This is a genomic window from Streptomyces sp. NPDC058401, from assembly GCF_042722885.1.
Lineage (GTDB): Bacteria > Actinomycetota > Actinomycetes > Streptomycetales > Streptomycetaceae > Streptomyces.
The window spans coordinates 1-14103 of record NZ_JBHXKA010000172.1 but is presented as its reverse complement, the minus strand read 5'-3'; the positions used below and the strand labels follow the sequence as shown (position 1 = coordinate 14103).

15 protein-coding genes and 1 pseudogene are annotated in these 14103 nt (G+C 69.9%); 10 read left to right on the top strand and 6 right to left on the bottom strand.

Annotated features, from left to right (window positions below; genetic code table 11):
* The 3 genes from ACFWNV_RS36015 to ACFWNV_RS36005 all read left to right on the top strand — a co-directional run.
* On the top strand, positions 1-349 hold a 349-nt coding region (locus ACFWNV_RS36015), incomplete at its 5' end, for an STAS domain-containing protein (protein WP_383955327.1).
* Between the two features lie 298 nt (positions 350-647).
* On the top strand, positions 648-1751 hold the full coding sequence (locus ACFWNV_RS36010) for an oxygenase MpaB family protein (RefSeq protein ID WP_383955324.1): 1104 nt from the start codon (positions 648-650) through the stop codon (positions 1749-1751).
* Positions 1752-2061: 310 nt separating this feature from the next.
* On the top strand, positions 2062-2697 hold the full coding sequence (locus ACFWNV_RS36005; RefSeq protein WP_383955321.1) for a TetR/AcrR family transcriptional regulator: 636 nt from the start codon (positions 2062-2064) through the stop codon (positions 2695-2697).
* A 133-nt stretch (positions 2698-2830) separates the two neighbouring features.
* On the opposite strand, the gene ACFWNV_RS36000 is transcribed toward ACFWNV_RS36005, so the two are convergent.
* A complete protein-coding gene (locus ACFWNV_RS36000) occupies positions 2831-3256 on the bottom strand; it encodes a DUF6003 family protein (RefSeq protein ID WP_383955318.1) in 426 nt (141 codons plus the stop codon).
* Positions 3257-3777: 521 nt separating this feature from the next.
* Between ACFWNV_RS36000 and ACFWNV_RS35995 the strand changes: the two genes are divergently transcribed.
* On the top strand, positions 3778-4212 hold the full coding sequence (locus tag ACFWNV_RS35995; protein WP_383955315.1) for a hypothetical protein: 435 nt from the start codon (positions 3778-3780) through the stop codon (positions 4210-4212).
* A gap of 198 nt (positions 4213-4410) precedes the next feature.
* On the opposite strand, the gene ACFWNV_RS35990 is transcribed toward ACFWNV_RS35995, so the two are convergent.
* Both ACFWNV_RS35990 and ACFWNV_RS35985 read right to left on the bottom strand, forming a co-directional pair.
* Entirely contained in the window at positions 4411-4755 is a 345-nt protein-coding gene (locus tag ACFWNV_RS35990) for a DoxX family protein (RefSeq protein WP_383955312.1), read from the bottom strand.
* 554 nt (positions 4756-5309) lie between these two features.
* Positions 5310-5486, bottom strand: coding sequence for a thyroglobulin type-1 repeat-containing protein (locus ACFWNV_RS35985; RefSeq protein ID WP_383955310.1), 177 nt, complete (start codon positions 5484-5486; stop codon positions 5310-5312).
* Between the two features lie 368 nt (positions 5487-5854).
* On the opposite strand from ACFWNV_RS35985, the gene ACFWNV_RS35980 reads away from it, so the two are divergent.
* From ACFWNV_RS35980 to ACFWNV_RS35970, 3 genes and pseudogenes are all read left to right on the top strand, one after another.
* Complete coding sequence (locus tag ACFWNV_RS35980; RefSeq protein WP_383955307.1) at positions 5855-6361, top strand: carboxymuconolactone decarboxylase family protein; 507 nt, start codon at positions 5855-5857, stop codon at positions 6359-6361.
* Between the two features lie 53 nt (positions 6362-6414).
* Positions 6415-7131, top strand: coding sequence for an isocitrate lyase/phosphoenolpyruvate mutase family protein (locus tag ACFWNV_RS35975; protein WP_383955304.1), 717 nt, complete (start codon positions 6415-6417; stop codon positions 7129-7131).
* A gap of 7 nt (positions 7132-7138) precedes the next feature.
* Positions 7139-7702 (top strand): annotated as a pseudogene (locus tag ACFWNV_RS35970) (HAD family hydrolase); the annotation flags it as partial.
* Here ACFWNV_RS35970 and ACFWNV_RS35965 read toward each other — a convergent pair.
* The gene (locus tag ACFWNV_RS35965; RefSeq protein WP_383955302.1) at positions 7671-9161 is read right to left on the bottom strand and encodes a PLP-dependent aminotransferase family protein; all 1491 of its coding nucleotides are present in this window, start codon (positions 9159-9161) and stop codon (positions 7671-7673) included. The pseudogene ACFWNV_RS35970 and the gene ACFWNV_RS35965 overlap by 32 nt on opposite strands.
* 873 nt (positions 9162-10034) lie before the next feature.
* On the opposite strand from ACFWNV_RS35965, the gene ACFWNV_RS35960 reads away from it, so the two are divergent.
* The 3 genes from ACFWNV_RS35960 to ACFWNV_RS35950 all read left to right on the top strand — a co-directional run bounded on the left by ACFWNV_RS35960 (position 10035) and on the right by ACFWNV_RS35950 (position 12723).
* Positions 10035-10169: a hypothetical protein gene (locus ACFWNV_RS35960; protein ID WP_383955299.1), complete on the top strand. Its 135-nt coding sequence runs from the start codon at positions 10035-10037 to the stop codon at positions 10167-10169.
* A 101-nt stretch (positions 10170-10270) separates the two neighbouring features.
* Positions 10271-12121, top strand: a complete 1851-nt coding sequence (locus ACFWNV_RS35955; protein ID WP_383955296.1) for a RiPP maturation radical SAM C-methyltransferase — start codon at positions 10271-10273, stop codon at positions 12119-12121.
* Complete coding sequence (locus ACFWNV_RS35950) at positions 12118-12723, top strand: DUF5825 family protein (protein ID WP_383955293.1); 606 nt, start codon at positions 12118-12120, stop codon at positions 12721-12723. Before ACFWNV_RS35955 ends, ACFWNV_RS35950 begins: the two co-directional genes overlap by 4 nt.
* Here the strand turns inward: ACFWNV_RS35950 and ACFWNV_RS35945 are convergent.
* Positions 12712-13044, bottom strand: a complete 333-nt coding sequence (locus ACFWNV_RS35945; RefSeq protein WP_383955290.1) for a hypothetical protein — start codon at positions 13042-13044, stop codon at positions 12712-12714. The genes ACFWNV_RS35950 and ACFWNV_RS35945 overlap by 12 nt on opposite strands.
* Positions 13045-13431: 387 nt before the next feature.
* Positions 13432-13578 carry a hypothetical protein gene (locus ACFWNV_RS35940; RefSeq protein WP_383955287.1) on the bottom strand — a complete coding sequence of 49 codons (147 nt, stop codon included), beginning with the start codon at positions 13576-13578 and terminating at the stop codon, positions 13432-13434.
* Between the last annotated feature and the right edge of the window lie 525 nt (positions 13579-14103).

Here is a 14103-nt window from a genome sequence, read left to right as displayed (position 1 = left end):
CACCTCCTACCCTGGACCGATGGACGATGAGCTGGACCCCACCCCCGTAGAGGTGGAAAAGCAGGAGCAGCAAGTGATCGTGCACGTCGGAGGCGAGCTGGACATCGACCGGGCTCCGCTCCTCCACGAAGCCCTGCGCACCCTGATCACCCAGCCCGGCTGTCCGCCCGACGTCGTCCTCGACCTGAGCGAGCTCACCTTCTGCGACTCCTCCGGCCTGAACGTCTTCCTCCAGGCACGCCTCACCGCCGTCGAGCACGGCCGACGCATCGTCCTCCACGCCCCCAACCAGCAAGTCACCAAACTCCTCCAGCTGACCGGCGCCCACCACCTCTTCCCCATCACCTGACCGCCCCCAGCCCGGCGCGGTGGCGGTGGCTGTTGCCGGGATCGCGCGGCACGGCAGATGGGTGTGCTGGACGTGCCGGTCTCGGCTTCGGCTCTGAGCCTGCGCCGCCGGTTTACCCGCCCGCCCGCTGACCGGCGACGACCGCCCACTCATCGGGCCCCGCCGCACTCGGTGCCGAGCTAGGCGTGCTCACCGACCTCGGCGGATGCCGGGTGTGCGGCCTCTTGTCTGGCCGGGCAAAGGTGCCTCACACTCCTTGAGTTGACACTCGTCAACTCTTGATGGGGGTGGGTTCGTCATGCCTGAGAGCACTGACTCCAAGGATCAAGTCCCGCACTGGGTTACCCGCGCCCAGGGAGTGGCGGATCACCTGGCGGATGACCTGGTGGAAGAACTGCGGAACGGGGGAAAGCAGACCCGAGACGATCTCCAGCATGGCCTTGCCCACGGGGCACGGGAACTGACCCGGCCTTCACCGGCCCTGGCCGCCTTTCTGCACGACCTTGAGCATCCGCCCGCACACCTCGATCCAGACGTACTTGACCGCGGGTCCCAAGCCTGGTTCATCCATCCCGGATGGGTTCACGCGATCGCGCTGTCGGCCGGGTCGCTCGTCAAGGTCTACCGGTGCCCCTCGATCGCGGCCGCCTTGGCAGCCACCGGCTCCCTCGTGAACACCGCGGGGACCCGTTTGGACGCGACGGGCCTGTGGGTCAACTCCGCGCTGCTCCCCGGCGCACTGCACCCGGGGAAGCCCGGCTACATCGCCACCGCTCACGTGCGTCTGGTGCATGCCCGGGCCCGTCTGGCCGCCCTCGCAAACGGCTACGACCCGGCAGTGCACGGATCACCGATCAACCAGGCCGATCTCCTGCGTACCTGGCTGGCCTTCACCCATACCTCGTTCCGGGCCGAGGCCATGATCGGCTACACCTGGACCGAATCCGAACTGGCAGTCCTCTACCGGTACTGGCAGCACATCGCGCACCTGATGGGAATCGAACCCCACCTCGTGGCGCACCTGACAGGTCCGGCCGCGGCCGCCGAGGCCGACCGTCAGCTCGCCGGACGGAGCCAGTCGCCGGCTGCTCCCGAGGCCGACGTCCTCACCCACCAGACGATCGAGGCCGTAGCCGAAACCCTGGAGGCCCAGGTGAAGCTTTCGGCAGCCGTGGGCCGTCCCCTGCTCCGTGCACTCGTCACCCGGTTCCACGCCGGCTCCCCGGACCGGTCGCTTCCCGCACGTCCGCTCCAGTCGGCCCTGGCCGCGCTGCGCCCCGTCGTCCGCCTCGGATACCGCTGGCAGAGCCGGCCCGCACGCCGGGCCGCTCTCATCACCGAGAACCTCGCCCTCACACGCGCCTACATCCATTCTCTCGACGCCCACCGGCCCAACCGGTGAACCCGCCCCCCGCCTGCGGCGGCGCAGCGGCCCCTCATTCACCCTGCGCCGCCGTTTCACACTGCTCCAAGACCCTGACGGGAGTCCTGTCACGGTTCCCGTGACCTGGTCCTGATGGGTCTCGACGGCCCGTTGCTGGTGGAACGTGCCGCTCAGCAGCCCCCTCGCACGTCTCCTCGCACACCACCGCCCGCTGCTCGCCCTCGCCATAGACGACCTCCACATGACCTTCGGCGAGTGAACTGTGACGGCCTCCAGAAACCCCTCGACGGCCCGCCAGGCGGACAAGCGCGCCGGATAGCCTGACCCCATGCAGCACGCCCCAGCCGAGAACGCCTTCAAGACCCGGCGCCTGGTCCCCGAAGGCGAAGTCCTCCAAGCCGCGCTGACGGCCTTCTCCCGTCACGGATTCGAGGGGGTATCGCTGCGATCCCTCAACGCGGAGCTCAACGTCAGCCACAACATGCTCACCAAGCGGTACGGCTCCAAAGGGGCTCTGTGGAAGGCCGCCGTCGATGACGCCTGCGCGCGCCTGACCGAGGCACTCGACCGCGCCGAGGACCCGGGCGGCCCGCCGCTCGACCGCCTCCACAACATGATCGTCGGCTTCATCCAGGCCGCGGCACACCAGCCGGACCTGCTCCGTCTGGTCACCTCCGAAGCCACCCACGACTCCGACCGCGTCACCCACCTGTGGTCCCGCCACATCCAGCCCACCATCAACCGCTTCGCGCCGCTGTATGCCCAACTCGTCGCCGACGGCATCCTCAAGGACGTTCCCCTGCCCGCGGTCTACTTCATGATCACCTCAGGCGGCACCGCACCCTGGGTCAGCCCGGCGCTGAGCACCCGCCTCGGCCACCCACCCGACTCCTCCACCACCATCCGCGCCCACGCCCACCACATCGCCGACCTCATCCTGAGCGGCCTGCGGACCCACTGCTGAAGCCGGAGCCACTCGAGCACCCCGCGGTCTCAGGACTGCTTCCCGGCCGCCGAGGACCGCGATGCTCCCTGCAGTGGCTTTGACCCGGGTCAGCCGTCCCCAGAGCCGAAGGCGATGGGGCGGACGCGGAATGTCATGCCCGGGAGGCAGACGACAGCGCGGTCGGATCGACTCCGGAGAGCTCGATGATCCGGTGGGCCGGCACGCCCGCGGCGAGCGCTCGTCGCAACAGGGCGTCCCTGTTGTCCTCACCCTCGCGGAAAGCAAGCAGTTCCTCCTCGACGCTCGCCACGTGGTCCGTGGCCGCCGCACGGCGGAGCCGTTCGAGCTCCTCCTCGCTCAGCGGCACCGGGAGCCGCTCGGCGCCGTCGGGAATGAGTGCGCTCTGTTCCGGAGGCACCACGTGGACGGTCGGCGAAGCGGCACTCACTCCCTGCGCCGCCAACCAGGCCTGAACAGCCGAGGTCTCCAGACACTCCAGGTCTCCGACGAGGGCCAGCGGCGTTCCCTGCCAGCCTTCCGTGGTCATTACGAGGAAGAAGTAGGCGTCATCCGTCATCGTGGCACTCTCCTGGCACACCGTGGCAGTGATCGATCGCCCACCGGCTACCCCCTCGCTCAAGGTCCAAGCCGAACAATCCTTGCAGAACAAAGGTGCGGGTCATCGCTCCGAACCCAGGCGCACGAAGCCCGGCGGCCAGGACATCGCTGCCGGGGGGCTCGGGGGCCCGTGGTAGGCGAGGGAGCGGAGGAGGAGTTCGCGCCGGCCGCGTACGTCGCGCAGCGGCTGCTGGAGGCGTATCCGGTGTCCATGGCGACGGCGCCGGAGGTCCTGCGGCGGTCGAACCGGTCGCTGTCGCTGGCGACGTGTCAGGACATCGTGCAGGAGGCGTACCCGCGGGTGGGCAGAAGGCTGACGCCTTCTGGAATTCGGTCGCCGACTCGCAGGTGGCATCACGTGAGCCACCTGTACGCGGGCCGGGATCTCGTCATCCGGAGTCACGTGACACGTTGTGGCCTGGGCCCGCTTGTGGCGAAGCCGACGGTCATACTCCGCCAGGCGGCGGCCAGGAACGTGGGTTGCGGGCCAGCACCCTCAACGTCGCCGGCATCGTCGGGTTCGACGCCGCCGCCGAGCTGATCACCGGCGACACCGTTCCGGCGGTCACGCAGATCCGCGCCCTGCGTGACCGCCTCCAGGACCGGCTCCTCGACGCGATCCCCGGCACCACCGTCAACGGGCACCTCTCCCGACGTCTCCCCGGCACCAGCGACCCCTCCCACGTCCTCATCGCCATCGTCCTCACCCGCCATCAGGCCCGCCAAACCCTGCGCCTGGGGATCGGCCGGACCACCACGGCCGCCGAGATCGAGCGCGCCGCGGCGTTGATCTCACAGGCTGCCGCCATGCACCGACGGCTCGCTCCAGCGCCGCCTGAGCGAATACGGGGGCGGCGGCAAGTACGGCGGCCACCGCCTGGTCAATGCCGGCCCCCGCCTCGTGCGCGTCGGTGAGAAAGCCGGTCACGTCCACGCCCTGGTCGCAGACGGGCTGCGAGCGGCCTGTCCTAAGGCTGTCCCGTAGGGCTCACCGGCCGACGAACGGATCATCTGGATCCGAATGGTGTGGGTGAGCCGGAGATTGGGGAAACCGCGGCATTCAACCTGGCTGCGGTTGCCCGCCGGCCGCTTTCCAGCGTTGCGTCACGGCCTTCAGGCGAAGGCCAGGGTGGCTGTGGCTACGACGGGTGCCAGGTACAGGACGGGGAACGCGACGGTCTTGTACGAGCGTGCCCGCAGGACCGTGACGATCGCGCCGAGGAAGTAGAGGATGAGGCCCACCGCCGCAGCACCACCGAGTACGGGCACACCCAATCCCACCAGCAAGCCCATCGCGCCGAGGAGCTTGAGGACCGCGAGGGCAGTCCACCACGAACGCGGCACCCCGTAGGCCACCAAGGGGTCGATGACGAACGCGGCGCGCCTCAGCAGCGACACGCCGGAGAATCCCACCCACAGGGCGGTCAGGACGGTGACGACAACAGCGGTGGTGGACATCTAGGGCTCCCGGAGTGGTGAGTGTGGCGCGGGCCGGCAGATCGTTTCTCTGCAGTCCCTCGCTGTGGGAGACCAGCACACCGCCCACCCGCCTCACATCCCATCCCGGCGGGACACCATGGGACACCAAAAACCCGGCTGACCAGCACAGACAACGCTTCAACTCATACCGCACCGCTGGGACGAAACACATCGACAGGTCCACACGGCGCAGGCCGGCCGACCTGCCCTGCCGAGTTGGCGCTGGGCCCCCACCGCTCGCCCGGCAGCACTCGGGCGCTCCGCGGCGGGTGCTTCGCCACGAACCTCGCCCCGGAAGGGGCCGAGGCGCAGCTGCGCCCGGGCTTGGACGCCGCCGCGCTTGACGGCCTGATGGCGGGGGAGGACTGGCCGCAGATATCCCGCGAGCCGGTCCTGCTCCAGCCGGTCGGCGTCGGCATGACCGTCTTCCGGGCCTCGCCGAGCTCGCCCTCGGGACCCTGCGGGTCTTGTGCGCGGCGCGGCGTACGGCGTCGGCGCCGCGGACCAGCTCTGCCCGTAGCGGCCCTGTCCTGCTACGGCTGGGCGTCTGCGGCAGGCGGTTCCTCGCCGCGCCAGGCCTCACCGATCTGTTCGCCGGTCACGGGGTCGACCCGGAAGGAGTAGCCGGTTGATCCGTTGTGCTGGACCGGCTCGTAGTTGCCGTCCTCGGTGCACTGGGGGACGAACTGGCCGGGCAGAGGAGCGGACACCGCAGCATCACGGACCTCGGCGCAGGTCTGGGGAGCGGACGCTGCTGCATGTCCCACGGTTGCGGCAGAGGCCGCGGAGAGAATCAGGGCCGCGGTGGCGAGGCGGAATCGTGCACGCATGGAGGGCCTCTCAGGTCGGGCTGCAAGCCGGGGCCGGCTCGCCTGGAACACATGCCACAGGGCGAACGCCCTCACGCCCGACCGGTTACTGCACGGCTTCGTGCGGGCGACGGCGCTCCCCCGTTCGGCCCACGTTCCTCGGCCTGCGCATCGGGCTGGCCAGCAGGCCGGTCCGGCCGAATTGGACCGAGGAACCAACGCCAAATTGGATGCTGAGCGCAGGCCATCCCATGCGTAGCGTCGTAGGCATGACGACTGTGGAAACCATGACGACGCACCCGCACGAGCGCCTTTGCGCGCACACCCCGCGCCTGGACTGGGCGCAGCTGGCCCCGGAGGTTTACCGGGCGATGGTCCGGCTGGACGCCGCGGCGTCCAAGGGCCTCGATCCGCTCCTGCTCAACCTGGTCAAGATCCGTGCCGCGCAGATCAACCACTGCGCGTTCTGCCTGGACATGCACACGCAGGACGCCTTGGCGGCCTGTGAGACGACGCAGCGGATCGTCCAGCTCGGTGCCTGGCGGGAGTCGCGGCACTTCTACACGGCGAAGGAGATCGCGGCGATCGAGCTGACCGAGGCGATCACCCTGCTCACGGACGGGTTCGTGCCCGACGTGGTCTACGCCCGGGCCGCCGAACAGTTCGACGAGGCGGAGCTCGCCCGTCTCATCGCCGCGATCGCCACGAGCAACGCCTGGAACCGGTTCGGTGTCTCCACCCGCATGGTCCCCGGCCGCTACACGCCGACCACCTGAACATCCCTTCTGCTCGATACAGCCGCCTCCGCCTCCAGGGAACCGTGAACCACATGACCGCCTCCGCCTTCCGCCTCCTGCACCAGGGCCGCACCGCCACCGACCCGCTCGTCCTGCCCGGCCCGTGGGACGCGGCCAGCGCCCGCGTCCTTGCCGATGCCGGCTTCCGCGCGCTCGCTACGCCGAGCGCCGGGATCGCCGCCTCGCTCGGCTACGAGGACGGGGCGACCCCGGCCGAGGAGATGTTCGCCGCCGTGGCCAGGATCGTCCGGGCCGTCGACGTCCCCGTGTCCGCCGACGTCGAAGGCGGGTACGGACTCTCCCCCAAGGAGCTGGTGGGCCGGCTGCTGGAGACGGGCGCGGTCGGCTGCAACCTGGAGGACTCCGAGCCGGACGGCACGCTCAGGGATCCCCTCCGCCACGCGGACTGGCTCGCCGAGGTCCGTGCGGAGGCGGGTGACGCACTGTTCGTCAACGCGCGCGTGGACACGTTCCTGCACGGCTCCGGCGACCTCGGCGAGGCCCTGGCCCGGGCCCGGCTCTACACGGAGGCCGGGGCCGACTGCGTCTACCCGATCCTGGCCCCGCTCGAGGTGCTCCCGGCTCTGCGGGAGGGGATCGAGGGCCCCCTCAACATGGTCGGCGACCCCGACGGGCAGTCCGTGGCCACGCTGGCCCGCCTCGGCGCGACCCGCATCACCTTCGGTCCCGGCATGCAGCGGTACGCGATGGCGGCGACCGCCGGCCTCGCAGCACGTCTCCATGCCTGAGCCGGATATGAGCGAGCACCTGAAACTCCACGGCGTGACGATCAGAGCGGTGCTCTGGGACATCGACGACACCCTGTTCGACTACACCGGCGCCGACCGCGACGGCCTGCACGGCCACCTGAGCGCCGAGGGTCTCAACGGCCTGTACCCGACCCCGGACGAGGCACTGCGACAGTGGCGGGCGCAGAGGAACCTGCACTGGGCACGGTTCGCCGCGGGCGGCACCGATTTCCGCGGGCAGGCACGGGAACGCGTACGGGGGTTCTTGGGCGCCGGCCTGCCCGACAGCGAGGCGGACGCCTGGTTCTCGCGGTACGTCGCCCACTTCGATTCCGTCCTGTGCTCCGCCGAGCTCGGCGTGTCCAAGCCCGACCCCGCCGCTTTCCACGCGGCGTGCGAGGCGCTGGGCGTGGACCCGCGCGAGGTGGTGTACGTCGGCAACGAGCCCGACATCGACGCCGCCGGCGCGGCAGCGGCCGGCCTCACCGGGGTCTGGCTCGACCGCCAGGACACGGCCGGCCGGCCCGACCTGCACCGGATCACCGGCCTGGGAGAACTCCCCGAGCTACTTGACCGCCTGTCGGCATTGCCCGGCACAGGGCCTCCAGCGCTCCGGCCCACGCGCTTTCCAAGGGCGCTGCGAAGTTCACCACCAGAGCATCGCGTCCGGGGCCGGCGCTCTGGCCCGGCGGGGCCTCGTGCCGGAACTCGGCCAGTCCGCTGACCGCCAGATCCTCCCGGCCTGCGGCCTCGATGACCGACCGCTCGCTGCCCGGGGGGAGTTCGAGGACCGCCTGCAGCCCGGCGGCGATGCCGGACACCCGGACACCGGGTGCCCGCCGGGCCAGGGCGGACACCAGCTGGTCGCGTCGGCGCCGGTAGTGCTGCCGCATCAGTCGCACCTGCCGGTCGTAGGCGCCGGAAGCGATGAACTCCGCGAGGGTCAGCTGATCCAGTGCGCTCGACACCCAGTCCAGGCCTCCCTTCGCGGCCACCACCTCCGCAACCAGTGCTTCAGGCAGCACCATCCACGCCAACCGGAGGCCCGGGGCCAGCGACTTGCTCACCGTCCCGAAATACACCACCCGCTCCGGGTCCAGCCCCTGCAAGGCGCCGACCGGCTGACGGTCGTACCGGAACTCCCCGTCGTAGTCGTCCTCCAGGACCAGCCAGTCCCCGGCGCGAGCCCAGTCCACCGCCGCCGCACGCCGGTCGTGGTGCAGCGCCACGCCGGTCGGGAACTGGTGCGCCGGCGTCAGCAACACCGCACCCACCCCCTCCAGGCCCTCCAGATCGGCGACCCGGGCTCCGTGCTCGTCGACGTCCAGGAGCGGGGTGCGCAGCCCGGCCGAGGTCAGCTGGCGGCGGTAGAGGTCCAGCCCGTACGACTCGACCGCCACCGACCGCACCCCTCGCGCGTGGAGCGCCTGTGCGATCAGCTTCAGGCCGTGGTGGAAGCCGGAGCAGATCACGATCCTGCCCGGGTCCGCGTACACCCCACGGGCCCGCGCCAGATACTCCGCGAGCGCCGTACGCAGCTCCACCCGGCCAAGGGCGTCACCCAGCGCGAAGGCCTCGTGCGGGGCCGCACCCAGAGCACGCCGCGCGCAGGCCAGCCACTGCCCGCGGGGGAACTCCGCAAGGTTCGGCATGCCCGTCAGCAGGCTGTACGCCGGCCGATGGACCGTCGGCGCCGCCTGCTGCGGGGCAAGCGCGGTCCGTCGCGCTTCGACCCGCTTGGCAACCCGAGTTCCGGAACCCTGCCGAGCGGTCAGCCAACCCTCGGCCACCAGCTCCGTATAGGCGGCGGACACCGTGCTCCGGGCGATACCCAGGTCCGCGGCGAACGAACGCGACGGCGGCAGCCTCACCCCGGGCGCCAGCCGGCCCGTACGCACCGCCTCCCGCAACGCATCGATGAGCCCCGCGCGAAGGCCGCGGCCACGCACCTCCAGGTACAGATCCACCCCCAGCAAGTTGGTCCGCGGGGTGGGAACCGGGTCCACAGCGCCGGAACGGGGATCTGCCATGAAGCGACCCTAGTACCGTGACGATCCGGAACTGCCGCAACTCGGTCGACGACAGAGATCGCGGCAAGCCCGGCGTAGACGGCGGTGAAGTCGCACGTCCAGGGGCGGAAACCCACGAGGAGGATTCGGCCGGTCGGGCAACACCGAGCTGTCCCAGGGCCCGGTTCCGGGTCCAGAGTTCGAGGTCGGTGTTGGGCGAGAACTCAGCCCCCGCCGATCCGCGGCCGGCCTGCGCTGCAATCTGCTCCTGATGCAGGCTTCTGCCGGTCACAGGCAGCTCGGTCTTCCGCTCTCCTGCCGCCTGGCTGTGTCGCAGCACCTGAACTGGGGCTGCCCGGTGTACGCGAGCGGCAGCCTGGGATTCATGCCGCCATGGGCCCGGACCGCACCTGTAGAGGATCTGGATCGACCGCGGCCGTGTGGGAGGTGCCAAACTCCTCCGACGTCCAGGTCTCGCGCCCTGTTGCCCGGCTGTTGCGGCACGGCTCCGGCAGCCCCCGTACAGCCTCGGACGGACCCGGAGCTGCGCCTGGAAGCATTCACGGTGCCACCCGAAAGCGGACCCGCCGCCTCCCCGCTCACCCCGTGCGACCTGGCAAAAGGGCTCGGCACATCACCATTGACGCTTGTCACCACCCTGGCTAGCCTCACGGCAATTGAGTTCGATGACGTTTGTTCTGTGTGCTGTTGATCGCTTGGCCACGGGGGCTCTCATGGTGCTGCAACCCCTCCTCACGGCTCCTTCCCGGTGTCCGGATTTCGGCCCTCCGGAAAGGATCGCCTTCACCACACGCGGCAACTGACCGCATCGACGGCGGGCCGGCCCGGTCGGCGCGTCCAGGGCAAGTCGAGCATCGCGAAGGAGGTGATCACATGAAGCGGACAGAAATGCAGGATGCCGCACCGGTGCAGGCCGCGAACCTCATCATCATTCGTACCCGGCTGGCGAAGGCGGCTGCCGAGCCCGATGCGGACGGTGATGTCAAGGCCGTTGCCGCCACCGAGTAGCGGCGCGAGGCGATCTGAAAGCCGGTTTCCGGCACGGTGTCCGGCCGGGTGTTCATGAACCCGGTCGGACACTTACCACTCCGGGGAGAGGGTGACGCACGATGCGGGTCCTGCTCGTCAACATGCCGTGGGCGGCGCTGGACCATCCTTCGCTCGCGCTGGGGGTCCTCAAGCAGACGAGCGACCGCTGGCGGTTCGGCCATGACGTGGACGTCTTGTGCGCGAACATGCTGTGGGCCGAGTACTGCATGGAGCGCGACCCGAAACTGACTCCGAGCTCGTACACCGAGGTGGGTGACGAGGGCTTCATGGTCGGCCTGGGGGAATGGGTGTTCGCCGAGGCGCTCTCCGGGACGGTGCGCCCCGACGGCGGACGTGCGTACCTGGACAGGGCCGCCGAGCTCGGAGCGGACGTCGCCATCGCGGCCGCGTACGCCGAACACGCGAACGGCTTCATCGACATGCTCGCGGCCCAGATCACCGCGACCGGCTACGACCTCGTCGGATTCACCTCTACCTTCGCCCAGAACGTGGCGAGCTTGGCCCTGGCCAAACGACTCAAAGGCCTCGCCCCCCGGATCCTGACCGTGATGGGCGGCGCGAACTGTGACGACGTCCAGGGCGCCGCGATCTTCCGCAACCACCCCTTCCTCGACTTCGTCGTCCGGGGCGAGGGCGAGGACGCGTTCGGCGCCCTGCTGGACGGGATCGAGGCGCCCGGTTCCCAGGCCCTGGACCTCGTCCCGGGGCTGTGCCGGCGTACTCCCGAAGGCCCGCGCATCACCGCGATGCGCAGAAGTCTGACTCCCGTCTCGAAGGTCCCCGAGCCCGACTTCGACCACTACTTCGACTTCCTGGCCACCTCACCGCTCGCGGCCTTCATCGAGCCGAAGCTCGTCCTGGAGTCCTCTCGCGGATGCTGGTGGGGCGAGAAGCACCACTGCACGTTCTGCGGACTGAACGGCTCGGGCATGGCCTTCCGTTCCAAGGACGCGGACCGGATGGCCGAGACGGTGCTCCGCATGGTCGAGCGCCACCAGGTGCTCGACATCGTGATGGCGGACAACATCATCGACATGGGGTACTTCACCAGCTTCCTCCCGCGGTTGGCGGACACCGGCTGGGACCTGCGGATCCACTACGAGATCAAGTCGAACCTGCGGGTGGAACACCTCGACGCGCTCGCCGCGGCCCGGGTCAACCACGTCCAGCCGGGCATCGAGAGCCTCAGTTCCCGGGTTCTGAACCTCATGGACAAAGGCGTGAGCGGCGCCCAGAACATACGGCTCCTACGCGAGGGCGAGGAACGCAACCTGACCATGTCCTGGAACTATCTCTACGGGTTCCCCGGTGAGCGGGACGCCGACTACCAGGCGATGATCGACCAGTTCCCGGCCCTCGTCCACCTCCAGCCGCCGGGCGGCGGGTCCCGCCTCGCCCTCGAACGGTTCAGTCCCAACTTCGACCGCCCCGAGATCGGCTTCTCCAACCGCCGTCCGGCCTGGTACTACCACCACATCTACGAGCTGCCGGATGCCGAACTCCGCGATCTGGTCTACATGTACGACAGCGACCCGGAGGGGATCGGACCGGCGCTCGAGAGATCCCTCCATGAAGCTTTGGAGATCTGGCGCAGTGCCTACGCCGCCAGCAGCCTGACCTGGCGTCGAACGGCGGACGGGGTGAACGTCGAAGACCGCCGGTCCGGTTGGCCGCCGCGGACGATCCCGATGGGGAACCCCGAGGCCGAGGCGTTCACAGAGCTTCTCCGCCCTCGCAGACTCACCGCGCTGTCCCCGTCGGCTCTTTCCTTCCTGTCCTCCTGGCGCTCCCAGGGCCTGGTCTTCGAGGACGACGGCTGGCTCGTCGCCCTGCCGACGCGGGCGGAGCGCGTGCCGTGGAAGATCGGCGGCAGCCTGACCCCCACGACGACGAACGGGGCCCCCGCGTGAACCACGGCACCGGCACGGCCGGGGACGCCGACGTCACCGTCCGGCTCACCGCCCTCCCCCCGCTCACCGAACTGCACCGGCTCCGGGACGACCTCGGCGTCACCCGCATCCGTGTGCCCGCCCCGATCCGCCTCGCCCCCGATGACGGAGTCGTGTTCTGCGAGTTCGTGGACTTCCTCCGCCGGGCAGCCAGCGCACTGATCGCGGTCGACTGGGGCGGGATCGTGGACCTCCCACCGGCGGTCGCCGCTGCCTGCGCCCATCTGTCGCCACCGATGACCGCGGACTCCGAGGCGGCCAGAACCTGGCAGGCCCTCCACCCCGGCTCCTACCTGCACCTGCGAGAAGGACCGGGATTCCGCCTGGTCAAGGACACCCGGCAGGGCCGGCCCCCGTCCCGGACCGTCCTCGACGAAGCACCCGAACTCGCCCTCGTCGTCCTGCTGTCCTCCCCGCGAACGGTCGAGGAGATCGCCGACGAAGGCCTGGCGGACCAGCTGGCGTCCTTCCTGGAACACGACTTCGCCGCGGTGTGCGACGGCTCCGCCGTGCTCCTCACCACCCGGCTAAGTCGGTGGCCGATCCCCTACTCAGCTCTCTGACCGGGGTGTTGGACGGCGCGATGCCGAATCCGGTAGCTCAGCGACGCCGTCCAGGACGATCCGCTCGAACTCCGAGATCTCCCCTGGCTCCACGTCGTCGGCGGCTTCGTCGAAGCGGGCCATCAGCTTGGGAGCCACATCCTCGTTGAGGCCCAAGTGCGCTGCGGCCTGCACGGCGTCCAGGTCCGCGGTGGTGTCGCGGGCCGCCCGGTAGTCGACTCGCTCGGCTACGACCTCCAGGTGGCGTGCCGCCCGCACGCCCGCGATCGGTGAAGTCTTCGTCTGCTTGGCGATCTCCGCCTCCAGGCGCTCCTGGCGCATGGCGATGGTCTCCGGCAGGGGACGGTCGTCGTCTCGACCCGGGCGGTGTGCCCGTCCCCGTTGCGCTCGCCCGCGTCCGCCTGTTCGCTCCCGCCCTCGGCCAGCTCCTGGTCACCGATCGCCTCCGAGTCCAGGCAGTGTTCAGGGCCCGTCCAGCCGCAGGAACACACCCTGCGCAGCGCGGCGCTTACGGTGTGTGGGGCCAGTGGCCGTCATACACGCTCCACTGCGAAACCTGATCCCCTCCCCCGCCCGAGCCGGCGTCGAAGTAGACGGGGGTCGGGATGGCGCCGTCAGCGAGGAGGGCCTCGACCGCACCCGTACGGGAAGGTGCCGAACTCCTCCGTCGTTCAGGTCCCACGCCCACTCACCACAGCCCGCCCCCTCCTAGCCGGACACCCGCCGGCCGGCCGCGGGTGCCGCTTCGATGATCGCGCCGCCCGGGCCCGCCTTCACCTGGTCGGTCAACGGGAGCGACCCCTCCGGGGTTCCACCGTGGTCAGGCTGGGGGGTGCTGTCGGGCTGGTCGGTCATGAGCAGGTCTCCAGCATCTCGGTCAGCTCCTTCCTCTCCGCCTCGGTCACGGTGGGCTGGTAGGGCGGCTCAGGTCGGTGGAACCGCACCTGGCCGGATCAGGTCAGGACCCCTTCCGTCCAGCTGAACCCCCTTCCCCCGCCTTCGCGGTGGGCCGAGAGTAGTGATCGCCGCCAGGGAGCAAAACGCGAACCGGTCGGCACCGCCGGAGAACACGAGACCGCCGGACGTGAATCCAGCGTCCGACGCGGCACACCGAGTGCGGGTCACCGAATGGGGACCACCGGCCACGACAGCCCGTCAGGCCGGAAGCACGTCCACGTCCTGGTCGGGAACAGCACAAGAGAAGGGAGTCGTGATGGCACAACGTTGGTAGCGGCACCGCGAATACGGCGTGCCGCCGGCTTTCCGCCCTCTTGGCAACAACCCTGATCAATTTCTCTTTCTAGGACTGTGATGAATTCACGCAATGCATGGAAGCGCATTCTGGGAACCACGACCGTGGCCGGCGCTCTGGCATGGGCC